Source organism: Sphingomonas faeni (assembly GCF_040407495.1).
In the GTDB taxonomy this organism is placed as follows: Bacteria; Pseudomonadota; Alphaproteobacteria; order Sphingomonadales; family Sphingomonadaceae; genus Sphingomonas; species Sphingomonas faeni_D.
In genome coordinates this window covers 21,907-43,913 of sequence record NZ_JAPZPP010000004.1, presented here as the reverse complement: position 1 = coordinate 43,913, position 22,007 = coordinate 21,907, and the positions used below count along the sequence as shown (strand labels likewise).

The 22,007-nt window shown below is 65.3% G+C and carries 22 protein-coding genes; 21 read left to right on the top strand and 1 reads right to left on the bottom strand.

Annotated elements, in window-relative coordinates:
- The first annotated feature begins 45 nt into the window (after window positions 1-45).
- The 3 genes from egtB (at window position 46) to O6W96_RS13350 (ending at window position 5,004) form a co-directional block, all read left to right on the top strand.
- Entirely contained in the window at window positions 46-1,314 is a 1,269-nt protein-coding gene (gene egtB, locus O6W96_RS13360; RefSeq protein ID WP_353470026.1) for an ergothioneine biosynthesis protein EgtB, read from the top strand.
- The gene (gene egtD, locus O6W96_RS13355) at window positions 1,314-2,291 is read left to right on the top strand and encodes an L-histidine N(alpha)-methyltransferase (protein WP_353470025.1); all 978 of its coding nucleotides are present in this window, start codon (window positions 1,314-1,316) and stop codon (window positions 2,289-2,291) included. The genes egtB and egtD overlap by 1 nt, the downstream gene beginning before the upstream one ends.
- Before the next feature lie 127 nt (window positions 2,292-2,418).
- Complete coding sequence (locus O6W96_RS13350; protein WP_353470024.1) at window positions 2,419-5,004, top strand: PAS domain-containing protein; 2,586 nt, start codon at window positions 2,419-2,421, stop codon at window positions 5,002-5,004.
- A gap of 149 nt (window positions 5,005-5,153) precedes the next feature.
- Here the strand turns inward: O6W96_RS13350 and O6W96_RS13345 are convergent, their stop codons facing one another.
- Entirely contained in the window at window positions 5,154-6,293 is a 1,140-nt protein-coding gene (locus O6W96_RS13345) for a DUF1176 domain-containing protein (RefSeq protein WP_353470023.1), read from the bottom strand.
- A gap of 71 nt (window positions 6,294-6,364) precedes the next feature.
- Here O6W96_RS13345 and O6W96_RS13340 point away from each other — a divergent pair, with 71 nt between their 5' ends.
- The 18 genes from O6W96_RS13340 to O6W96_RS13255 all read left to right on the top strand — a co-directional run bounded on the left by O6W96_RS13340 (window position 6,365) and on the right by O6W96_RS13255 (window position 21,952).
- Complete coding sequence (locus O6W96_RS13340; RefSeq protein ID WP_353470022.1) at window positions 6,365-7,234, top strand: 3-hydroxyacyl-CoA dehydrogenase NAD-binding domain-containing protein; 870 nt, start codon at window positions 6,365-6,367, stop codon at window positions 7,232-7,234.
- A 151-nt stretch (window positions 7,235-7,385) separates the two neighbouring features.
- Window positions 7,386-8,402 (top strand): hypothetical protein, encoded by a 1,017-nt coding sequence (locus O6W96_RS13335; protein ID WP_353470021.1) that lies wholly within the window; start codon window positions 7,386-7,388, stop codon window positions 8,400-8,402.
- Between the two features lie 273 nt (window positions 8,403-8,675).
- Window positions 8,676-9,080: a BLUF domain-containing protein gene (locus tag O6W96_RS13330; protein WP_353470020.1), complete on the top strand. Its 405-nt coding sequence runs from the start codon at window positions 8,676-8,678 to the stop codon at window positions 9,078-9,080.
- Between the two features lie 918 nt (window positions 9,081-9,998).
- A complete protein-coding gene (locus tag O6W96_RS13325) occupies window positions 9,999-10,328 on the top strand; it encodes a hypothetical protein (RefSeq protein ID WP_353470019.1) in 330 nt (109 codons plus the stop codon).
- 128 nt (window positions 10,329-10,456) lie between these two features.
- Window positions 10,457-10,924 carry a hypothetical protein gene (locus tag O6W96_RS13320; RefSeq protein WP_353470018.1) on the top strand — a complete coding sequence of 156 codons (468 nt, stop codon included), beginning with the start codon at window positions 10,457-10,459 and terminating at the stop codon, window positions 10,922-10,924.
- A gap of 316 nt (window positions 10,925-11,240) precedes the next feature.
- On the top strand, window positions 11,241-12,131 hold the full coding sequence (locus O6W96_RS13315) for a hypothetical protein (protein WP_353470017.1): 891 nt from the start codon (window positions 11,241-11,243) through the stop codon (window positions 12,129-12,131).
- Window positions 12,132-12,358: 227 nt separating this feature from the next.
- Window positions 12,359-13,657, top strand: coding sequence for a DNA-packaging protein (locus tag O6W96_RS13310; RefSeq protein WP_435372228.1), 1,299 nt, complete (start codon window positions 12,359-12,361; stop codon window positions 13,655-13,657).
- Between the two features lie 172 nt (window positions 13,658-13,829).
- Window positions 13,830-14,951, top strand: a complete 1,122-nt coding sequence (locus O6W96_RS13305) for a phage portal protein (RefSeq protein ID WP_353470016.1) — start codon at window positions 13,830-13,832, stop codon at window positions 14,949-14,951.
- Window positions 14,951-15,256 carry a DUF6127 family protein gene (locus O6W96_RS13300; protein WP_183129183.1) on the top strand — a complete coding sequence of 102 codons (306 nt, stop codon included), beginning with the start codon at window positions 14,951-14,953 and terminating at the stop codon, window positions 15,254-15,256. The genes O6W96_RS13305 and O6W96_RS13300 overlap by 1 nt, the downstream gene beginning before the upstream one ends.
- Entirely contained in the window at window positions 15,160-15,627 is a 468-nt protein-coding gene (locus O6W96_RS13295; protein WP_353470015.1) for an HK97 family phage prohead protease, read from the top strand. Before O6W96_RS13300 ends, O6W96_RS13295 begins: the two co-directional genes overlap by 97 nt.
- A gap of 219 nt (window positions 15,628-15,846) precedes the next feature.
- Window positions 15,847-16,848, top strand: coding sequence for a phage major capsid protein (locus tag O6W96_RS13290; protein ID WP_353470014.1), 1,002 nt, complete (start codon window positions 15,847-15,849; stop codon window positions 16,846-16,848).
- Between the two features lie 123 nt (window positions 16,849-16,971).
- Window positions 16,972-17,520, top strand: coding sequence for a head-tail connector protein (locus O6W96_RS13285; protein ID WP_353470013.1), 549 nt, complete (start codon window positions 16,972-16,974; stop codon window positions 17,518-17,520).
- A gap of 29 nt (window positions 17,521-17,549) precedes the next feature.
- Window positions 17,550-17,900: a DUF3168 domain-containing protein gene (locus O6W96_RS13280; protein WP_353470012.1), complete on the top strand. Its 351-nt coding sequence runs from the start codon at window positions 17,550-17,552 to the stop codon at window positions 17,898-17,900.
- A gap of 26 nt (window positions 17,901-17,926) precedes the next feature.
- Window positions 17,927-18,334 carry a phage tail tube protein gene (locus O6W96_RS13275; RefSeq protein ID WP_056484731.1) on the top strand — a complete coding sequence of 136 codons (408 nt, stop codon included), beginning with the start codon at window positions 17,927-17,929 and terminating at the stop codon, window positions 18,332-18,334.
- A 168-nt stretch (window positions 18,335-18,502) separates the two neighbouring features.
- Window positions 18,503-18,817: a gene transfer agent family protein gene (locus tag O6W96_RS13270; protein WP_353470011.1), complete on the top strand. Its 315-nt coding sequence runs from the start codon at window positions 18,503-18,505 to the stop codon at window positions 18,815-18,817.
- Window positions 18,703-19,005, top strand: coding sequence for a phage tail assembly chaperone (locus O6W96_RS19695; RefSeq protein ID WP_435372222.1), 303 nt, complete (start codon window positions 18,703-18,705; stop codon window positions 19,003-19,005). The genes O6W96_RS13270 and O6W96_RS19695 overlap by 115 nt, the downstream gene beginning before the upstream one ends.
- Window positions 18,998-19,516 (top strand): tail tape measure protein, encoded by a 519-nt coding sequence (locus O6W96_RS13260; protein WP_435372221.1) that lies wholly within the window; start codon window positions 18,998-19,000, stop codon window positions 19,514-19,516. The genes O6W96_RS19695 and O6W96_RS13260 overlap by 8 nt, the downstream gene beginning before the upstream one ends.
- A gap of 162 nt (window positions 19,517-19,678) precedes the next feature.
- Entirely contained in the window at window positions 19,679-21,952 is a 2,274-nt protein-coding gene (locus O6W96_RS13255; RefSeq protein WP_353470009.1) for a DUF2460 domain-containing protein, read from the top strand.
- Window positions 21,953-22,007 lie beyond the last annotated feature (55 nt).

Sequence of the window (22,007 nt, the reverse complement as noted above, 5' to 3'; positions counted from 1 at the left end):
GCGTTCGAGCGTTGCGGTACCGGGCGACGCATTGAAGGATAATCGATGCCGCAGCCTGTTCGTCCTGATCCAAACGCCGCTCCATCGTCGGATTTGAGCGAGCGCTTTTCCGCCGTACGCGCGCTGACGCTGGCGCTGGCCGCGCCGCTGTCGGATGCGGACGCGACGGTGCAGTCGATGGACGACGCGTCGCCGACCAAGTGGCATCTGGCGCATACGACGTGGTTTTTCGAGACGTTCGTGTTGCGCGATCATGTCGCCGGTTACGCGCTGCACGACGAGCGATTTCCGTTCCTGTTCAACAGCTATTACGAGGCCGAGGGGCGGCGTCATGCGCGCGATCGGCGTGGGATGGTGACGCGGCCGTCGCTCGACGAAGTGCGGGCGTACCGCGCGCATGTCGATGCGGCGTTGCTCGACGCGCTGCCTGGGCTGTCGGCGGATGCGCAGACGCTGGTCGCGCTTGGGTGTCATCACGAGGAGCAGCACCAGGAATTGCTGGTGACCGACATCCTCCACATGTTTTCCGAGAACCCGCTGGAGCCCGCAATGTGGCCGGCGCTGCGGAAAGTGCCGGTCGAGATGCCGGGGCCGATCGGCTGGATCGCGCGCGAGAGCGGGATCGTCGAGGTCGGGCATGACGGCGACGGGTTCGCGTTCGATTGCGAGGGACCGCGGCACGCCGCCTTGCTGGTGCCGCATGCGATCGCCGACCGGACCGTGACGAACGGCGAATGGGCCGCGTTCATTGCCGATGGCGGCTACACCGAAGCGCGGCATTGGCTGGCGGATGGCTGGGCGTGGGTGAAGGCCGAGGGCATCGTCGCGCCGCTGTATTGGGAACAGGGCGAGGCAGGCTGGACGCGGTTCGGGCTCGACGGGCGGCGCGCGATCGATCCGGCGGCACCAGTGACGCATGTGAGCTTCTTCGAGGCGGATGCGTATGCGAGCTGGGCTGGCGCACGGTTGCCGACCGAGTTCGAATGGGAGGCGGCGGCGGCCTCGCACGACGCGAACGGCGGCAACCAGATGGATGTCGCGGGGCCAGTCGAGCCTCGGCCTGCCGCGAATGGCCCTGCGTTTTTCGGCGATGTCTGGGAATGGACCGGCAGCGCGTACCGCCCGTATCCCGGTTTCGTGACCGCGGCCGGTGCCGTCGGCGAATATAACGGCAAGTTCATGAGTTCGCAGTTCATCCTGCGCGGTGGCAGCTGTGCGACGCCGCGCGGTCATGCGCGGGCGAGCTACCGCAATTTCTTCTATCCGCACCAACGGTGGCAGTTCACCGGCGTGCGTCTCGCGAAAGATATCTGATGTTGAAGCCTGAGATCGAGGACGGCCAGCAGACGCTCGCCGATCCGCAGTTCCGTGCGGATGTGCTGGACGGCCTTGCCCGCCGCCCACGGGCGATCCCGGCGCGCTGGTTCTACGACCGGCGTGGGTCGGAGCTGTTTGAGAAGATCACGGATCTGCCCGAATATTATCCGACGCGGACCGAGCGTTCGATCCTGGAGACGGCGTGTCCCGAAGTGGCGACGCTTGCCGGCGAAGGTCGTGCGGTCGTCGAGTTCGGCTCGGGATCGTCGACCAAGACGCCGATCCTGCTCGATGCCGTGGCGCCGTCGGTCTACGTGCCGATCGATATCTCGGGCGATTTCCTGCGAGAGTCGTCGAAGGTGCTGAGCGAGCAGTTTCCCGACCTGCTGGTGCTGCCGTTCGAGGCGGACTTCATGCGGCCGCTGAGCTTGCCGAAGACGATCGCGGATACACCGAAGCTGGGCTTCTTTCCGGGGTCGACGATTGGCAACATGATCCCGCTGATGGCGGTCGATCTGCTCCGCGCGATGCGGTCGTCGCTCGGCGTCGGCGCGATGCTGTTGATCGGGATGGACCGGATCAAGGGCGAGGACGTGCTGGTGCCCGCGTATGACGATGCGCAGGGCGTGACGGCGGCGTTCAACCTGAACCTGCTCGAGCGGATCAACCGCGAACTGGACGGCGATATTCCCGTCGACGCGTTCCGGCACAAGGCGGTGTGGAACGACGATCGCGCGCGGATCGAGATGCACCTAGAGGCGGTGCGCGATGTCGCGTTCACCGTCGATGGGCGATCGTTCGAGATGACCGCGGGCGAGACGATCCACACCGAGAATTCGCATAAATATGGCGCGCGGGATGCGCGGATCCTGCTCCGGTCGGGCGGGTGGACGCCGGTGGCGGCGTGGACCGATCCTGACGGCCTGTTCGGGGTGTATCTTGCCGAGGCTCAGGTGGAGCGACCGGCGCCCTGATCGATACATCGTGGTGGATTGCCTTGGTCAGGCTGCATGCGGCCAGAGCTATGCCGATGCTGACGTTGCGATTGGCACATTTGCTCCTAGATAGGGCAACTTAGCGAACTGAAATGAGCAGGCGGCCTTGAGCGAAACGACCGATAGCGCTGCTGCAAGCGTGCCCGTGATGACGGCCGACGCAGAGCGCATCGCGGCGCAGGTACTTGGGCAGGATCTTGGCACGGATCCGTTCGTAGCGGCGGTCCGCGCAACGCGGATGCCGATGATTATCACCAACCCGCGCCTTCCGGACAATCCGGTCGTTTTCGCCAACAACTCGTTTTGCCGCCTGTCCGGCTATGAGCGCGAAGAGATATTGGGGCGCAATTGCCGGTTCCTCCAGGGGCCGGAAACCGATCCCGAAACCGTCAGGCGTATTCACGATGCGGTCGTAGCCGTCGAGCCGATAGAGGTCGATATCCGGAACCACCGCAAGGACGGAGAGCCCTTCTGGAACCGGCTGCTGATGGCGCCGGTCTACGACACCGAAGGCGTGCTGGCGTATTTCTTCGCTAGCCAAGTCGATGTGACGATCGAGCGAGAACGGATGCAGGGGCTCGAGAAGAGCAACGCGTCCCTGATGGCAGAGTTGACCGACCGTCTGCGGGAGAAAGAACAGCATGAACGGGAATTGGCCTTTACGCTGAGGGCGGCGCGGTTTGGTACCTGGAGCCTCGAGATTGCCAGTCGCCGGCTGACTGCATCGGAAACGTGCAAGGAGATTTTCGGACGGCCGACGGATCAGCCTTTTACGTATGAAGATCGATTGGATGCCATTCATCCCGAAGACCGTCAGAAGAGCATCGACGAGGTCAGGCGCTGCGTTTCCGAGGGCACCGATTACGATGTGACCTATCGGGTATTTCGACCAAACGGCGAAATGCGCTGGATAGGGTCGCGTGGCCAGCCGTTCTTCAATGCAGAAGGCGTTGCCTTGCGCATTGCCGGCGTTTCTACGGATGTTACCGATCAGACGCTCAGCGACGGACGACGGCGCGCACTTGTCGAGCTTGGCGATCTGTTCCGTGACACCGGCGAGCCGGAAGACATCCTGTTTGGTGCGTCGGAGGTGATTGGCCGTACTCTTGGCGTGGATCGGGTCGGTTATGGGAAAGTCGATACCGGAACCGAAGATATCACGATCATTCGTGATTGGCATGCGCCCAATGTTCAGTCGATTGCCGGTGTTCATAACATTCGCCACTACGGATCGTACATCGAAGATCTGATGGACGGCAAAGAAGTGAGCTTCGATGACGCCCGAACCGACCCGCGTACCGTCAATGCAGCGGGCCTGGAGCGGATGGGCGCCCGTGCGATGATCAATGTCCCGCTGACGGAAAACGGCAATCTGGTGGCGCTGCTGTTTATCCATCAAAGCACGCTGCGTACTTGGAAAGACGAAGACGTCGCTTTTGTTCGCGAGGTGGCCGAGCGGATGCGTATTGCGGCGGAACGCAGACGCGCCGAGCACGAGGTATCGGCACTGGCTGCGTCCCTTGAGCTCCAGGTGGTCGCCCGTACCAGCGAACTGCAAAGCGCCGAGGACGCGTTGCGCCAATCACAAAAGATGGAGGCGGTGGGCCAGCTGACCGGTGGCGTGGCGCACGACTTCAACAACCTCCTCACGGTCATTCGGTCCGCTACCGATCTCCTCAAGCGGGCGGATCTTAGTGCCGAGCGTCGACAGCGGTACATTGCCGCGATTTCCGATACGGCCGACCGGGCTGCGAAGCTGACCGGACAGCTGCTCGCCTTTGCCCGGAGACAGGCGCTCAAGCCCGAAGTCATCGACGTAGGACGGAGTCTCGATGTCATTGCGGATATGCTTGGAACGCTGACCGGATCGCGCATCGTCATCGAAATCGATAAGCCGGCCGTGCCGTGTTTTACCAATGTGGATCCCAGCCAGCTGGATACTGCCTTGGTGAATATCTCCGTGAACGCGCGTGATGCAATGGACGGCGCCGGGCGCATCGGGATCGCGGTGCGATCGGCGTCCTTGATTCCAGCCGTTCGTTCGCACCCCGAGGTTCATGGCCGGTACGTTGCTATTTCGATTACGGATACTGGCTCGGGTATCGAGCCGGAGAAGCTGGAACGCGTGTTCGAACCGTTCTTCACGACCAAGAGCGTCGGTCAGGGAACGGGTCTCGGGCTCAGTCAGGTCTTTGGATTCGCCAAACAATCCGGCGGCGACGTAACCGTGGAGAGTCTGGTCGGTCACGGTACGACCTTCACCCTATATCTGCCGGCGGTCGATCCCCGAGAAAGCACCGAAGAAACGGACATCGGCGAGAGCCTTGCCGATGGTCATGGCACCTGCGTTCTCGTGGTCGAGGACAACAAGGAGGTGGGAACCTTTACGACCCAATCGCTGGCAGAGCTTGGCTATGTGACGGTTTGGGCCGCTGATGCTCAGGAGGCCCTCGCCGAACTCGATAAGGATGCGTCGAGGTTCAATGTCATATTTTCCGACGTGGTCATGCCAGGCATGAACGGGATCGATCTGGCCAAATATGTTAGAGAGGAACATCCCGACATTCCTGTCGTACTCACGTCGGGATACAGCAACGTGCTGGCTCAAGATGGAACGCATGGCTTCGAGCTGCTGCACAAACCCTATTCCGTCGAGCAATTATCGCGTGTCTTGCGCAAGGCTACGTCCTAGCCGCGAAACCGGGAGGTCCTTTCCTTTCCCGTTAGCGCTTCTTCGATCGCCGTACGCGAGCTTTGGCCGACTCAGTATTTGCCAGTTCGCGACAGGCTCGCAGCGCGATGTCCAGTCTGGGCATGCTCCCTTCGTCAAAGGGGGAAGAGTTACCGCACCACCTTTGCGCGCCAAGTGGTTATGTAGTCGATGTTGCCGCGGCATTCGCCCATGTCGGCCTGTTCGGAGAGGCGGAAGCGGGTGGCGTCCCAGACGAAGCTCTGGTGCGAGCCGCAGTCGCCCAGGCCTCGACCCTTGGCGTAGCTGGTGAGGATGCCGTTCTCGAACGTGCCGTTGATGACGCTTTTGACGGGGGTGCCGGTGTCGGCGCCGGTTGCCTCGAAGCCAGAAGGGGCGTCGAGTTGGGCTGGAGTGATTCTCGCGCCATCGACGATGAAGAGCGCGCCGATCAGGTTGTAGGCGCCGGTCGAGCAGGGGAGGATGACGAGAGACTTGCCGCCGCCCAGCGCGTGCGTTTCATGGGTGGTGATTGACTCGTCTGCGCCGTCGGGAAAGCTGGCGAGATCGCAGGTGGCGCGTTTGCGCATCGTGGCAACCTGAGCGGCGGTGAGCTTTGCAGCGGTGCCCGATGGCGCGATCGCGGTAATGGTTGGGAGCGGGGGCGTGGAAGCGGCCGAGGGCGCGGATCCCTTGGCGACGATCGCGTCTGTGCTGCCGGTGCGGCCTTGTCGTGCGTCGATGTAGCGAAGCGCGGCGGCGGCGCCCGTCAGCGAGACGGTGGCCAGCGTGGCGCCGTTCGCGTCGAGGATTTTCAACGACCGGGCGTTGGTGATGGCCGCGGCGAGCGCGGCGGCATCGTCCAAGGCTATGGATTTGCCGTCGACGGTGAAGCTGGCGGGCGGGCGCTTGGTGGCCGCCGCGTCGTTGCGGGTGTCCAGCGCCAGCGCGATCTTGCCGCCGCCGCTTGCCACGGGGCCAGGCTCGCGCGTGAGGTTGAGCGTGATCATGGTCTCGCCGCCCGCCTCGGGAAGGAGCGAGCCGAGCGTGCAGCGCAGCGTGTTGTCGCAGCCGACGGTCCAGTCGGTGAAGGTCTTCAGCGCGCCCGGCTTTGAAGGCGTATGCGAGTCGGTGGCAGGGGTTGGTTGGGGTGCCGTCGGCGCGGCGGGAGCTGGCTCGGTTGTTGGCGCCGTCTCTGCTTTAGGCTGGGGTGCGGGCTGGCTTGGCGAGCAGGCTGCCAGCGGCAGCGCGACGAGGGGGCCGAGGGCGGAAAAGATCGGTTTGCACAGCATTGTTGCAGCGTAGCGCGCTGGCGGCGCGGGGAAAAGCGGCTAGGGAGGGGGCAACAGATCAGGAGAGAGACGTGCAGACGATCGGTGTGATTGGTGCAGGCCAGATGGGCGCGGGGATCGCGCAGGTGTCGGCGCAGGCGGGCTACCGCGTGCTGCTGGCGGACATATCGCTGGATGCTGCGACCAAGGGCAAGGCGGGGATCGCCAAGGCGCTTGGTCGGCTGGTCGAGAAGGAGAAGATCGCGGGCGAGGCGCGCGATGCGGCACTCACGCTGATCGAGCCGATCGCGAGCGTGGCGGATATGGGCGACTGTGCAATCGTCGTCGAGGCGGCGACCGAGCGCGAGGCGGTGAAGCGCGCGATCTTCGCCCAGGTCGGCAAGGTGCTGGGGCCGGATGCGATACTGGCGTCGAACACGTCGTCGATCCCGATCACGCGCCTCGCACAGGCGGCGCCCGATGCTGCCCGGTTCATGGGCGTGCATTTCTTCAATCCGGTACCTGTGATGCGGCCAATCGAGCTGATCCGCGGCCTCGCGACGTCGGATGCCACGGTGGTGGCGGTCGAGGCGTTTGCGGAAAAGCTCGGCAAGCAGGTGGTGCATGCTAACGACGCGCCGGGGTTTATCGTCAACCGCGTGCTGATGCCGATGATCAACGAGGCGTGCTTCGCGCTGGGCGAAGGCGTGGCGAGCGTGCGCGACATCGACCTCGCGTGCCGGCTGGGGCTGAACCATCCGATGGGGCCACTGACGCTGGCCGATTTCATCGGGCTCGACACCTGCCTCGAGATCACGCGCGTCCTGTTCGAGGGGACGGGCGATCCGAAGTTCCGGCCGGCGCCGGTGCTAGTAAAATACGTCGAGGCTGGGTGGTTCGGGCGCAAGACCAAGCGCGGGTTCTACGATTATTCGGGCGCGGAGCCCGTGCCTACGCGGTGAGGGGGGAGGGCAGACACGATCTCCAAACCCGTTCGAAAGGAAGTTTGAGACGCTGGCGACGCTGGTGATCGCCTGCAAAGCCAGCGTATAAGCACGGTTGACGCCGCGCCAGACCAGCACGGGGTCGTTTGCACAGCGAACGGGGGTTTCCATGGCAGCCCAGACCGATGGTAGCGTCAATCGCCGCCATATCACTGCACGCATTGCGCCCGTTATCATCGTCGCGCTGGCCGGCATGGCGATACGGACGCCGTTGGCGACCGCCTATCCGTTCGTGGCGCTGTTGCTGTTCGTGTGGGCGGTCGCGGACACGCTGATGCTGTCGTTGATCGCCCGATCCGCCGGAAAGCCGGCACGGAGCGCCGTCCTGGGCGTGCTGGCCGGCGCCAGCTTCACCGTCTGGCTGGGTTCGCCATCGGCGATACGGGGCGTACTGTTCGAGACGCCGATCCTTGTGCTGACGATGTCGGCCGTCGTTCTGGGCCATGTCGCCTGGGCCACGGCGAGAGCGCGCCGGGCGGCAAGCAGGGACGGCATGGACCGGAAGACGCGGTGGGTGGCGGCCGCATCAGAGATTCTGCCCTCGGCGCTGGTCCGCGTGGCCGTGGCGGAGATGACGGTGATCCACATGGCGCTGTTCCGCTGGGGCGGACCGGCGGACGTGCCAGCCAACGCCCGCGCGTTCGCCTATCACAAGCACCTGACGCCGATGTGCACGACGCTGCTGATCCTGTCGGCGATCGAGATCGCCGTCTACCATCTTCTCGTCGGACACTGGAGCCGCACCGCCACGCTGGTCATGTTCGTGCTGAGCGACGTGGGGTTCGTGTACCTTGTCGGCCTCATCAAGTCGTTCCGGTTCAGGCCGGTGCTGTTGACGCCCGAGGGCGTGCGCGTGCGGGCCGGTTTCCTGATCGACCAGCTCGTGCCGCTCGACGCGATCATTGCCATCGAATGCGGTTTCACCGGCGAGGAGGTACGCGATCCCGCGACCCTCAACGCGGCATTGCTAGCCTGGCCCAACATCATGCTGCGGCTGGATCGTCCTCTGCGTCGTCGCTCGGTCCTCAAAAAGCGAGGTCCGTTCGTCCGTGTCGCGTTCCGCCTGGACGATCCGGCGCCATTCACCCGGCTTCTTGCCTGGCGATTAGGTCAGCGCCCCCGCTAAGCAGCTCTGCCGCTCGAGAACGGCTAGCGAGGCGAGCGGGCTGTCCCGTCGGGATCGGATTTCGGAAATGTCCGGGATGGAAAGCGAACTGGCGGCTTATAGGTAAGGCGATCGGCAAGGTCGACATAGTTGCACCACTGCCTTTCTACAGAAGCGATTGGTGATCGGGACGCAATGAGGCTCATGCCGATGTGCATCGCGAGGATGCTTATACTCCGATTGAGAAAACGTTTATGATTCAGTCGGTAGAAGCGCCCCATACGGAGGCGACTTGTGATACGATTAATTTATATCAGCACCGCGCGTAGCGTGCTTTCAAAACAGGAGCTGGATGAGGTCCTGCGAGTGTCGCGCCGGAACAATCAAGCGGTCGACGTCACAGGCCTTTTGATCGTTGGCGGTCGCCGGTTCCTTCAGGCTCTCGAAGGTCCTGCAGACGCCGTCATGAAGACCTATGACCGTATCAAGGCCGATAGTCGGCACTTTGCCGCGGTCATATTGAGCGATCGGGAGATCGCCGAGCGCAGCTTTTCCGAATGGGCGATGGGCTATAAACCGGCTGGCATCCCGCACGCCGAAGGCACCGTAGCCAGTGACGTAGCCGAACTTATCGCACCGATACCAGATCCTATCGTGCATGCTTATTTTGCAGAATTCGCGAAGAAACACGCCGCCTGAACCACGGATCATTTCCGTGGCCCTGATTACGAGCGCAAGCGTCCGGATGCGGGCGTAAACGGAATGGCCGGAATGCCGGAACGCGATCGTTCGATCGTTGGCAGCTATTACCAGAGGATGTGGTCGGTGATGACGCCTGCCCTTACGAGAAAGCCCAGCGCTGCCCCGATGCAAACGATCACTCCATACACAGCGACCGCTCGCGTTCGGCTGCGATGGTCCGTTTTATAGCTCATGTTTAGTCACCTTGTCGCCGCAGCTTGCCTAGGGTGAACGATCACACCGATGTCTGCAATCGGGCGACGCCCGCCATGCGAGCGAAACGGACGGTCGACCCGGTTGCGGCGCACATGCTCACAATGGACACCGAGACCTTGCATCCAGCTCGAAAAACCAGGGACCGGCCGTCGCGCGTTCTGCTGGCGCCGTCGGAAAAGGCGGTCGCGACATCGATACGTCGAGCGCGACCGGAGGTGCCCTAAAAGGGAAGCTGCCGGTCAGCGAGGGATCGCATACCCGGCGGCAGGCGCATACCGAACCGATTCATGTGTGTCGCTATAATAATACAGTAACTCGCGCTCTTGATAGAGGTTGGCTGCGAGCCGCCGCGCGATCATCGACACCCTCCGTCCGGAGAACGCCCAAGGATAGGAAGACGCTGACGCGGGGGGCTCTGCTCTCGCCGTGGTGATGAGCCCCGCGTTCGACTACAAGAGTTTAGAACGGGATGCATGGTGCGGGGTCTATCGCCAAGCCGAAAGCGACCGATGCGGCGAGGCGCTATTGGGCGGAAGCGGAATGGTCGGAATGGGAAGGAAAGCGGACTGGCGGCTTTCGGTCAAAAGTCTGGGGATAGCGGACAGTCTCGACCAGTGTTAAACGATCGTGATGGAACAGAGTCCGAGCAGGCGCTGGATCGTGGCCGCTCCGTTCGCATTGGCCTGCACCGCGCTTTGGATATATTCTGCCTGGGTTTATGAGCATGTTCCGCATGTTCTCGACCTGTACGGCACAGTTAATCATCCGGTTCGGCGTCACCAAGCGGAAAGTACGGCTGTATACTTGTTTGGATACATTGGTATGGCAACCGTGTGTGCTTCTGTTGCCGTTTCAAGCATTCTAGGAATGGCTACCAGTCCTGAGGATAAGCCGAACCGACGTTTCGGCATGGCCCTGATCGTCATGCTGATATTCGGAGCTACCGCCATTATGCGCATCCACTTGGTTCGAAACCTATACGGGTTTTGATTGATTAACCAACGGCAGCTTTGGATTGAAGATCAGAAGTCGTCGAACGATGAACATTTGGGCGTTAGCCGCCGGTCTTGCCACGCGCGCGGGACTTTGCTGGATTGCAAACGCAAGGAGACTAGTGCGTGCATCTTACGTTTACAAAAGGCACTGGGAAGTACGATAATCTGCATATCGAGCGCGGCGGCTTACCCCTAGAGATGATTCAATGCCCAAAACAGGGCATCATCCCCCACGATATGATCCACTATGCGGTCGAGAGCGTCGTGCCGCATCGCGGCTTCCTGTCTTTGTTACGGGAAGGCCAACCGGCGAGCTTTTCGACCCAAGGCGATGAGGTGGCTGACGCGATCGAGCGGCTCGTCGAGACCTTCCAAGCCGAAATGTGGAGCGGAAGGGTCAGCGCCTCCGACGCCATCGCAATGTATGAGCATGGCTGTGCGGCCAGCGGGCATGCGGTCGCTCCCGTATCGAAGCAAGACATCGAGGCGATACGCGTCAGGATTGATGAGCTGAGCGCAGCTTGGTCCAACGTTCCAGAAAAGGGCAAGCTGACCGTTGGCTTTGACGGGGCGTTCACGCGTTCCGTTTAGTCCGGTGCTGTAGTGAGAAAGATCGTCCTGAACGAATGGCAGTTTCGGGAGCCCCGATACGGCATCCGAGCGTCTGATATTGGGCGATTGCGGACATGACGTTGCGTTGGCTCGGAACCGACCGTAAGCTTTGAGATAACCAGATCGGTTAAATCGCTTGACATCGTCACGCTCGTTTGGTACATAACGGGAACGCTGAAGAATTGCGGGTCGGGCTGTAGGGCTCGGCGGACGAAGGCCGGGACGGCCGGGGTGAGAGCCTCGGACGTCGCCGGCCTTTTCGCGTTCTGGCGGTCGTTGCGGAAAGGGAGAACCGATGGCGCATACGCAGTCCATCGCGCTGGCGGAGACACAGGATCCTGCGCCGGCCGATATCGTTGCAGGGCAAATCCGGATCGGCGGACCCTCGGTCGAAACCGCCGTCGCCGAAACCGTCGCTCCTGAAATCGAGGCGGCTGAAATCGCGGTTGCTGACACCACGATCGCCGAAACCACGATTGCCGAAACCAGGGCCATTGGGAGCACGCCCGTTGGTGGCGAGATGACGAGCGCGAGCCGCAAGGCGACGATCGAGCTGGGGACGGTCGAGACGGGGACGACGCGAGCGAGGGCGATCAGAGGGGGCAAGAACCGCCTTGTGCAAATCCGCAAACCGCGCGTGAACGAATGGAGCGCGGCGATGCAGATGCGGTTCCTGGAGGCGTTGGCGATGACCGGCAATGTGACGACATCGGTCGCGGCGGTCGGCATGTCGGTCGGCGGCGCGTATAACCGCCGGGCGCGCGATCCGGCGTTCGCTGCGGGATGGCAGGCTGCGCTGGTGCGGGGGTACGAACGGCTGGAAGAACTGTTGCTGGCGACCGCGCTGGAGTCGGTCGGCGGCGGAACCGTCGGGGGGACCGTTGCCGGTGGAAATACAGCGGACGACGAGAGCGAGAACGGGGATGTCGGCGGTGGTGCTGGTGATGGGGGCGGGGCGGCGACGGGGTCGCTCGGGCGGGGGCAGGCGGTGCCCGGGGCTGGGCTGATCCAGCTTTCGAGCGTGACCGCCATCCAGTTCGCCCTGTCGATGTTGAACCAGCATCGCGCGGACCAGGCGCGCGGTCGCAGGAAGAACCAGAGCCACCGGGCGACATCGATCGACACCGATGCCGCGCTGGGCAAGCTCCTGGATTCGCTGGCACGACGCATGGCGAAAGACTCGTGACGCGGAAGCGGCGCGCGGGTCCCGACGCGGACGGTCCGATCGCCGGGACGGACCCTCGCGAGGGCGGCACCGCGAACGCCAAGCCGGTGGCACGCAAGCGCAAGGGTGTGCCGCGTCCCTGGGTGGAGGCGGCGCGGGTCGCGGAGGCGAAGGCTGCCGCGGGGCCTGCCGAGGGGCCTGCCGCGGTACCCGACCCGGCACCCGACTTGGAGCCGGATCGCGATCTGGTGGCGGAGCTCGCGCGGTTGCCGATCGTCCACCGCGCGGAGATCGTGCGCAAGCTGACGCTCGGCCAGCGCAACGAGTTGCGCGACCGGTGGCGACACTGGGCGCATGCGGGGCAATATCCGCCGGAGGGCGACTGGCGGATCTGGCTGATCCGGGCGGGGCGGGGCTTCGGCAAGACGCGCGCGGGGGCGGAATGGGTGTGGCAGATCGCACGCGCGGATCCCGACGCGCGGATCGCGCTGGTCGGGGCGACGCTCGACGACGTGCGGCGGGTGATGATCGAGGGCGAAAGCGGGCTGATCGCGGTGGCGCACGACGATGAGGAACCGGCGTGGCGCGGGGCGGTGGGCGAGCTGCACTTCGCGAACGGCGCGAAGGCCTATGCCTATTCGGCGGAAGCGCCGGAATCGCTGCGCGGGCCCGAGCATGGCTGGGCGTGGTGCGACGAGCTGGCGAAATGGCGGCACGGCGATGCGACCTGGGACAATCTGATGATGGGATTGCGGCTGGGCGAGACGCCGCGCGCGCTGGTGACGACGACGCCGCGGCCGATCGCGCTGATGCGACGGTTGATGGCGCTGCCCGACTTGGTCGAGACGCACGGGCGGACGCGTGACAATCCGCATCTGCCCGCGAGCTTCGTCGCGGCGGTGACGGCGACCTATGCGGGGACGCGGTTGGGGCGGCAGGAGCTGGATGGCGAGATGATCGAGGACGTCGCTGGGGCCTTGTGGACGCGGGCGCTGGTGGAGTCTCGGCGGGTGGCTTTTGCGCCGGTGGTGACGCGGGTCGTGGTGGGGGTGGATCCTCCGGCCGGGAGTGTTTCCGGGGGGCCGGGGGATGCCTGCGGGATCGTGGCGGTTGCGCTTGGGGACGATGGGTTTGCGTATGTCTTGGAGGATGCGAGCGTTTCGGGGGCGAGTCCCGAGGGGTGGGCTCGGGCTGTGGCCGAGTGCGCGGCGCGGCATGGGGCGGATCGGGTGATCGCGGAGGCCAACCAGGGGGGGAAGATGGTGGGGAGCGTCCTTGCCGGGGCTGATCGGGCGATGCCGGTGAAGCTGGTGCATGCGTCGCTGGGGAAGGTGGCGCGGGCGGAGCCGGTGGCGGCTTTGTATGAGTGTGGGCGGGCTTGGCATGTGGGGGCATTTCCGGACCTGGAGGACGAGCTTTGCGGGCTGATCGCCGGCGGGGGGTATGAGGGGCCGGGGCGGTCTCCGGATCGGGCTGATGCGCTGGTTTGGGCAATGACCGAGGTGATGTTGGGGCCGCGGGCGCGGGTTTCGGCGCGGGTGCTTTAGGTTTGGCCCTCTCCCTTTTCGGGGAGAGGGAAGGAGGAGCTCTTGCGACGGGAGGGTGAGGGGTGGTTGGGATTTTGGTCCCGAGCCTCATTCCCCTCTCCCTCCCACGCGCAAGCGCGCGCGGGCCCCTCCCTCTCCCCGTAGGGGCGAGGGAATTTAGAGGAGATCATCCATGAAATTGTTCGGGTGGAAATCTGGGCGCGATGAGTCGCGGCCGGTGTTGTCTCGGTCTTCGGCGGGGGCGATTGGGGGCTCGGCGTTTGGCGAGTGGCCGCGGAGTTACGAGGCGCAAGTGCGCGAGGCGTATCTGGATAATCCGATCGCGCAGCGGGCGGTGAAGCTGGTGGTGGAGGGGCTGGGGAGCGCGCCGATCGTTGCGTCGGATCCGGCGTTGCTGGCGCTGGCGACGGTGCGGTCGGGCGGGCAGACGCTGATCGAGACGGTGGCGGCGCATCTGATGCTGCACGGCAATGCGTATGTGCAGGTGCTGCGCGATGTCGAGGGCGGGGCGGCGGAACTCTATGCGCTGCGGCCGGAGCGGGTGACGGTGGAGCCGGATGCCAGTGGGTGGCCGGCGGCTTATCGGTACCGCGTTGGGGAGCGGGTGGCGCGGCTGCATGCCGATCCGGTTCGGCCGGAGGTTATTCACCTGAAGAGCTTCAATCCGGTGGATGATCATTATGGGTTGGGGTGCCTGGGGGCGGCTTCTGGGGCGGTGGCGATCCACAATGCGGCGGCGCGGTGGAACAAGGCTTTGCTCGACAATGCGGCGCGGCCTTCGGGAGCGTTGATGTACGATCCGAAGGATGGCGCGACGTTGTCGACCGAGCAGTTCGAGCGGTTGCGGGGTGAACTGGAGGCGTCGTTCTCGGGGGCGGGGAATGCGGGGCGGCCGATGCTGCTGGAGGGGGGGCTCAGGTGGCAGGCGTTGAGCTTGTCGCCGGCGGATATGGATTTCGTGGGGACCAAGGCGGCGGCGGCGCGGGAGATCGCGCTGGCGTTCGGGGTGCCGCCGATGCTGCTCGGGCTGCCGGGGGACAATTCGTACGCGAATTACCGCGAGGCCAATCGTGCGCTGTGGCGGCTGGCGATTTTGCCGCTGGCGAGCGCGGTGCTGGGCGGGATCGCGCAGGGGCTGGCCGGGTGGTTCGAGGGGGCGGCGATTTCGGTCGATCTCGACCGGGTGCCGGCGCTGGCGGAGGATCGCGAGCGGCTTTGGGGGATGGTTTCTGCGGCTTCGTTTCTCAGTGATGTGGAGAAGCGGGCGTTGCTCGAGATTCAGGAGGTGGCGTGATGGATGGGGCGGTTTTGGCGCAGTTGATGCGGCAGGGGGCTGAGCGCGGTGTCGACCTGGTGACGCTGCGGGCGATCGTGGAGGAGGCGGGGGAGTTGGGGGCGGCTCGGGCCTTGGCGCGGGTGGCGTTGAGCGACGAGCGGGCTCGGGAGGATGTGGCGGAGTTGCGCGAGCTGCTGGCGGCTTGGCGGGATGCGAAGCGGTCGGTGTGGAAGGCGGTGGTCGGGTGGATCGCTCGGCTGGCGATGGCGCTGATGCTGGCGGGGCTGGCGGTGAAGCTGGGGTTTGCTGCGTGGTTGAAGTGAGCGGCGCGGTGGCGTTTGCTGGGTATGCGGCAGTGTTCGATGTTGTCGATCGCGCGGGGGATGTGGTGCGGCGGGGGGCTTTTGCTGGGGCCGGGGTGGTGCCTTTGTTGTGGCAGCATCGTGGGGGGGCGGTAGGGTCCTTGTCCGTTGTTGCGGAGGATGCGCGGGGGTTGCGGGTCGAGGGGGTGGTTGCGGATCTGGAGCTGGCTCGGTTGGTGCGGTCTGGGGCGGTTGCTGGGTTGTCGGTTGGGTATCGGGCGACGTCCGTGCGGCAGGGGGTTCGGCGAGAGTTGCTGTCGGTGGAGCTAGTGGAGGTTAGTCTGGTGGCGGTTCCGATGCAGGCTTTGGCTCGGGTTGAGGTGGTGCCTTAGCGGCGTTTACCTCTCCCTGTCGGGGAGAGGGAGGAAGGAGCCGCTTGGCGACGGAAGGGTGAGGGGCTTTGGCGCGGGTGTTCCTAGCCTCACTCCCCTCTCCCTCCCACGCGCAAGGGCGCGCGGGCCCCTCCCTCTCCCCGGAGGGGCGAGGGGATTTTTGAGTTTCATGAGGCGTCCTGCGGGGCGCCTTTTTTCGTTTCATGCGAGGAGATGGACATGAGTGTTGTTGACCGGCCGGTTTTGGCGGGGGCTTCCCCCTTGGCGCAGAATGCGGCGTTTGCGGGGTTCGTTCGGACTGGCGCTACGCTGGAGATGAAGGCTTTTACCGGGGTTACGGGGGATTCTGGCGGCTTTGCGGTGCCGCGGGAGATCGATGCTCAGATCGATACGTTGCTGAAGAGCATCTCGCCGATCCGGGCGATTGCCAATGTCGTGAAGGTGGGCTCGGCGGGGTATCGCAAGCTGGTGACGACCGGGGGTACGCCGTCCGGGTGGGCGGCGGAGAATGCGGCTCGGCCGGAGACGGCTTCGCCGGTTTTCACCGAGATCGCGCCGCCTACGGGGGAGCTGTATGCGAACCCTTCGGCTAGCCAGGCGATGCTGGACGATGCTGCTTTCGATGTCGAAGAGTGGCTGGCGGGCGAGATCGCGATGGAGTTTGCGAAGGCCGAGGGGGCGGCGTTCGTGTCCGGGTCGGGCGTGTCGCGGCCCAAGGGGTTCCTGACCTCGGCTACCGCAGCGACTGCGGATGGGGTTCGGGCTTTCGGGACGTTGCAGTATCTGGCGAGCGGGACTGCGGGGGACTTTTCGGCGAGTCCGCAGGAGCGGTTGATCGATCTCGTCCAGTCGTTGCGCGGGCCTTATCGGCAGGGGGCTAGCTTCGTGATGAATGCGGCGACGCTGGCGCGGATCCGGAAGTTCAAGACGAGCGATGGGGCATTCGTGTGGGCGCCGTCGCTGGCGGCGGGGCAGCCGGCGACGTTGCTCGGCTATCCGGTGGTGGAGGCCGAGGACATGCCGGATATCGCGGCGAATGCTCTGGCGATCGCGTTCGGGAATTTCCGCGCGGGGTACATCATCGCCGAGCGGACGGAGACGGGGATCCTGCGCGATCCGTATTCGAACAAGCCGTTCGTGAGCTTCTACGCGACCAAGCGGGTCGGTGGGTGTGTGACGAACTCCGAGGCCATCAAGCTGATGAAGTTCTCGGTGGCTTGATCGACGGGTGAGGAGGGGTTTGGGTCGAGCGGTGCTCGTTCCAACGCCCCTCTCCCTCCCACGTGCAAGGGCACGCGGGCCCCTCCCTCTCCCCGGAGGGGCGAGGGAAACAGGAGAAGTTCCATGGGTGGGTCGGCGATTTCTGCCGGGGTGATCGCTGAGGTGGTCGTCGCGGCTAGGGCTTTGTTGCGGGTGGAGAGCGGGGAGGATGTCGTGTTGGCGCGGTTGGCGTCGACGGCGTTGCTGTTGGCGGAGGCGTTTCTGGGGACGGCAGTGATCGGGCGGCCGTTCGAAGATGTGGTGACCAGTGCGGCGGGGTGGCGGCGGCTGTTGGTTGCGCCGGTGAGCGCGATTTCCGGGGTTACGGGGTTGCCGAGCGAGGGGGCGCCGTTCGTGTTGGCGGTCGGGACGTATGCGGTCGATATCGATGCGGACGGGGTCGGGTGGGTTCGGGTTCTTGCCGCGGGATCGGCGGGGCGGGTGGCTGTCGCGTATTCGGCGGGGCTTGCCTTGAGCTTCGAGGCAGTGCCCGCGCCGATCGCGCAGGGGGTGGCGATGCTAATCGCGCATCTGTTCGATCACCGGGAGAGCGATGTCGCGCCGCCGGCCGCGGTGGCGGCTTTGTGGCGGCCTTATCGGCGGATGCGGCTGTCCGCTGGGGTGCATTCGTGAGTGGTCGGGTGGTCTTGCAGGCGGCGATCGTGGCTCGGTTGAACGCGGTGCTGGACGTGAGCGTGTTCGATGCGCCGCCGGTTCGTGGGGGGCTGCCGTATGCGGTGGTCGACGAGCCGGTGTTGTCGGACTGGAGTACGAAGACCTGGGTCGGGCGCGAGGGGCGCGTTCTGCTGACGCTGTTCGATGGGGGGGAGCGGCCGGTTCGGGCGCGCGCTCTGCTGACGGTGGCGGAGGAGGGGTTGGAGGCGCTGCCGCCCGATCTTGGCGAGGGGTGGCGGGTGGTTCGGCTGGCGCTGGTGCGGTCTCGGGTGCTGCGGGTCGGGGATCGGTGGCGGGGGACGTCGGAGTTTCTGGTGCGGATGTACCGCGAGAGTTGAGCGGCACGGTTTTGGGGGAGACGGACATGGCGGTGGAGAAGGGGAGTGCGTTCCTGCTGAAGGTGGGGAACGGGGCGGTGCCGGTGGTCTATGCGACGGTGGCGGGGCTGCGGACGACGCAGATGTCGGTGAATGGGGAGGCTATCGTCGTCACCACGAAGGATTCCGGGGGGTGGCGGCAGTTGCTGTCTGGGGCTGGGGTTCGGAGTGTTTCGGTGTCGGGGGCTGGGGTCTTTACCGGGTCGGTGGCGGAGTTGCGGGTGAAGGCTAGCGCGCTGACCGGCGTGCTCGATGATTACCGGCTGGCGTTCGAGGGGGGCGATACGATGACGGGGAAGTTCCTGGTGTCGCGGCTGGACTATGCCGGGGATTTCAACGGGGAGCGGTCTTATACGCTTAGCCTGGAGAGTTCCGGGGCTGTTGTTGTTGCTTAATCTCCCTCGCCCTTTGGGGAGAGGGAAGGAGGAGCTGCTTGGCGACGGGAGGGTGAGGGGTGGTTGGGACTTGGGTCCTTAGGCTCACTCCCCTCTCCCTCCCACGCGCAAGGGCGCGCGGGCCCCTCCCTCTCCCCGGAGGGGCGAGGGAATTTTTGGAGACATCTTATGGGTGATTTGGCGAATCCGGTTCGGGGGGAGGGATCTCTTCGGGTTGGGGGGGAGACTCTTGTTTTGCGGCCTAGCTTTGCTGCGCTTGTGGCGGCGGAGGGCGAGTTGGGGCCTTTGTTTGCGCTGGTGGAGCGCGCGGCCGAGGGCAAGCTTGGGATCGGGGAGATGGTGGGGCTGTTCTGGCATTGCCTGCGCGAGTGTCCCGAGGGGGTTACTCGGGAGCGGTTGGGGGAGGCTGTCGTCGAGGCGGGGCTGGCGGCGGTGACGCCGGTGTTGCGAGTGCTGTTGCGGCAGATCCTGGCGGGGAAGTGACGTTCTCCGAGAATGCGGCGCGGTTGGCGGGGTTTGCTGGCGCGGTGTTGGGGTGGGCGCCGGAGGTGTTCTGGCGCGCTACGCCGGCGGAATTGGCGGGGGTTGTGGGGGCTTTGGTGGGGGATGTGCAAACGCCGCCGGATGCCTCGACGATCGCGTGGTTGAGGGGGGCTTTTCCTGATGGATGATCTTGATGCGGCGCTGGTGAGCGTGCGGGCCGATACGACCGGGTTCTCGCGTGACGTCGAGGCGATGCGGGGGGAGCTGGAGGGTGTTCTCGGCGCTGGGGCGGAGCGGGCTGCGCTTCGGTTGGAGGCGGGGCTGTTGCGGGCGGTTCGGTCGGGGAAGCTGGGGTTCGAGGAGCTGAAGGGGGTCGCTCTGTCGGCGCTGGATGCGATTGCTTCGGCGGCTTTGAAGGCTGGGGTGCAGTCGGTGTTGCGTGGTGGGGGGTTGAGTGGGGCGCTTGCCGGGCTGGTTGGTGGGTTGCCGGGGCGGGCTTATGTCGTGGGGGAGCGGGGGGCGGAGGTGTTCGTGCCTACCTCCAGCGGGCGGGTCGAGGCTGGCGCGCCGGGGGGCGGGGTTCGGGAGGTGAGGGTGGCGATCACCGTCAATGCGGCTGGTGGGAGCGCGCCTGGGGTATTGGCGCAGTCGAGCCGGCAGGTGGCTCGGGCTGTGAAGGCGGCTTTGGCGAGCGAATAGTCCCTCTACCCGTCGGGGAGAGGGAAGGAGGAGCCGTCGGCGACGGGAGGGTGAGGGGCTTTGGGGCGGGGGTTCCGTGCCTCACGCCCCTCTCCCTCCCGCGCGCAAGGGCGCGCGGGCCCCTCCCTCTCCCCGTAGGGGCGAGGGAAAGAGGAGGATCTTATGGCGCATTGGCTTTGCTCGGCTCGGACTGTGCAGGTCGAGGGGCTTGTGTCCCGGTTCGATCCTCGGTTCTGGACGGTGGATTTTCCGCGGCCGATGATGGCGTCCGTTGTGACGACCGGCCCCGCGTCGCTGCGGGTGGATGCTGTGTTTTACACGGTGGATGACCTGGCCGGGGTGATCTGGGCGGCTGAGGATCGGTTCGATCATCCGCTGCTGAAGTACGAGACGTCGCGGGATTTTCGGGACTGTCGGTTGGCGTTTCGGTGGCGTTCGAGCGGCGTGATGGCGCTGGATGCGATCAACGGCCCGACGCTCACGATCGAAGGGCGCGATGCGGCGGGCGTGGCGCGCGCGTGGTATGTGCGGTTGTGGAATTATGCGGTCGGGATACCGGAGGATGCGGTCGTTTCGCTGGATTTCGGGGCGATGGTTAGCGGGTTTGAACTGCCCGAGGACTCCGATCCGGTTTGGGCGGGGGATATCGATCGGATGTTCGTGTCGCTGGTGCCGCCGGACTATACGAAGGTCGATGTGCCGCTGGCCGCGCCGCGCGAGGGGTGGGTCGAGTGGACCGATATGGTCTGCGAGGGGCCGGGGTCAGTGCTGGCGATCGGCGATGCGGTGGTGCCGGAGCACGAGTTCCGGATCGCTGGCGGGTATGACGACAGCTATAATCTGACGCCGGCGCGGTTGCTGCGGAATGCGCTGCATCTCGGGTATCGCGGGAGCATCACGCACTATGTCGGGATGAGCCATTATTTTCGGCTCGAGGCGCTTGGCGGCGGGTTCTACGTTTCGGCGGCGGGGGGCGTGCTGAACGTTGCGTGTGCGGCGTGGCACCGGGATTTTGCGGCGCGGGCGAAGGCGCTCGGCTTCGACGTGATCTGGTCGCTGAGTTACGAGCTGTTCGACGCGCATTGCTGGAACGACTGGAAGCAGCGGGCGGCCGATGGATCGCCCGCGCTGACCGGGTGGGAGCCGCCGTCGACGCTGCTGTCGCCGGCGCATGGCGGAGCGATGGGGTATCTGCGGGCGGTCGCGCGGGCTTTCATGGCCATCGCGGTGGCCGGAGGGTTGGCCGCGAAGTTCCAGGTCGGCGAGCCGTGGTGGTGGATCATGCCGGACGGGCGGCCCTGCCTGTACGATGCGAGCGCGGTGGCGGCGTTTGCGCCGGTCGCGATCGGCAGCATCCGGGGGACGAAGACGCCGGCGCGGATCGCGACCTTGGATGCGGCGGGGGTATGCCTGGCGGCGTCCACGGCGGCGTTGGCGGCGGCGGCCAAGGCGGAGGCGCCGGGGTGCGTCACGCATCTGCTGACGTATCTGCCGACCGTTCTGGATGCCGCCGCGCCTGAAGCCAAGCGTGCGAACATGCCGGTAGGGTGGGCAAGTCCTGCGTTCGATGTGTTGCAGCTCGAGGATTACGACTGGGTCACCGCGGGGGATTCCGCATCGTCCGCCAAGGGCGTGGCGGTCGCGTTCGCGCGGCTCGGCTATCCGGCGGAGCGGCAGCATTACTTGTCCGGGTTCGTGTTGCGGCCGGATCAGGCGGTGCAGTGGGGGCTGATCGAAGCGGCTGCCGAGGTCGCTCGAGCGCGGGGGGTGGCGGAGACGTTCCTGTGGGCGCTGCCGCAGGTGATGCGGGACGGGTTCGTGCATTTCGATACGGAACAGGAGGATGCCGTGGACGCGTTCGATGACGTGCTGTTTCCGCTCGAGCTGGGGCGCGAGGCCGAGGTGGCGCCTGGGTTTTCGACCGCAATCCTGACGAGTGCCGGGGGACGCGAGGCGCGGAATGCGGCGTGGGCGGAGGCTCGAACGTCGTATGACGTCGGGCCGGGATTGCGAAGCGAGGCGGACATCGGCGTGTTGCTCGCGTTTTTCCGCGCGCGGATGGGGGCGGCGCGCGGGTTTCGGTTGCGCGATCCGTTCGACTTCGATGCGGTGAGTGAGGTCGTGGGGGTTGGCGACGGGGTGGCGCGGCGGTTTGCCCTGGTGAAATCCTATGGCGCAGCCGAGCGGCGGATTACCCGTCCGGTTGCCGGCAGTGTCTCGGTGGCGGTGGGGGGCGTCGGGACTTCGGCGTTTTCCGTGGAGGCCGGGGGGTGGGTGGTGCTGGATCTGGCGCCGGCCCTCGGGGTCGTGGTGACGTCCGGGTTTGCGTTCGATGTGCCGGTCCGGTTTGCCGAGGATCGGTTGAGCGTGGCTCGAGCCACGTTTCTCGCTGGCGTGGCGGCGAGCGTGCCGTTGGTCGAGGTGCGGGAGGCGTGATTTCTCCACGCGCGGGCCCCTCCCTCTCCCCGGATGGGAGAGGCGTTTTTAGGAG

What these genes read in the sequence shown, in the direction of transcription:
- egtB (WP_353470026.1), top strand. Translation starts at nt 46, where the DNA reads ATGCCGCAGCCTGTTCGTCCTGATCCAAACGCCGCTCCATCGTCGGAT.
- O6W96_RS13285 (WP_353470013.1), top strand. Translation starts at nt 16,972, where the DNA reads ATGGGTGGGTCGGCGATTTCTGCCGGGGTGATCGCTGAGGTGGTCGTC.
- O6W96_RS13315 (WP_353470017.1), top strand. Translation starts at nt 11,241, where the DNA reads ATGGCGCATACGCAGTCCATCGCGCTGGCGGAGACACAGGATCCTGCG.
- O6W96_RS13260 (WP_435372221.1), top strand. Translation starts at nt 18,998, where the DNA reads ATGGATGATCTTGATGCGGCGCTGGTGAGCGTGCGGGCCGATACGACC.
- O6W96_RS13345 (WP_353470023.1), bottom strand. Translation starts at nt 6,293, where the DNA reads ATGCTGTGCAAACCGATCTTTTCCGCCCTCGGCCCCCTCGTCGCGCTG.
- egtD (WP_353470025.1), top strand. Translation starts at nt 1,314, where the DNA reads ATGTTGAAGCCTGAGATCGAGGACGGCCAGCAGACGCTCGCCGATCCG.
- O6W96_RS13290 (WP_353470014.1), top strand. Translation starts at nt 15,847, where the DNA reads ATGAGTGTTGTTGACCGGCCGGTTTTGGCGGGGGCTTCCCCCTTGGCG.
- O6W96_RS13255 (WP_353470009.1), top strand. Translation starts at nt 19,679, where the DNA reads ATGGCGCATTGGCTTTGCTCGGCTCGGACTGTGCAGGTCGAGGGGCTT.
- O6W96_RS13305 (WP_353470016.1), top strand. Translation starts at nt 13,830, where the DNA reads ATGAAATTGTTCGGGTGGAAATCTGGGCGCGATGAGTCGCGGCCGGTG.
- O6W96_RS13275 (WP_056484731.1), top strand. Translation starts at nt 17,927, where the DNA reads ATGGCGGTGGAGAAGGGGAGTGCGTTCCTGCTGAAGGTGGGGAACGGG.
- O6W96_RS13300 (WP_183129183.1), top strand. Translation starts at nt 14,951, where the DNA reads ATGGATGGGGCGGTTTTGGCGCAGTTGATGCGGCAGGGGGCTGAGCGC.
- O6W96_RS13270 (WP_353470011.1), top strand. Translation starts at nt 18,503, where the DNA reads ATGGGTGATTTGGCGAATCCGGTTCGGGGGGAGGGATCTCTTCGGGTT.
- O6W96_RS13335 (WP_353470021.1), top strand. Translation starts at nt 7,386, where the DNA reads ATGGCAGCCCAGACCGATGGTAGCGTCAATCGCCGCCATATCACTGCA.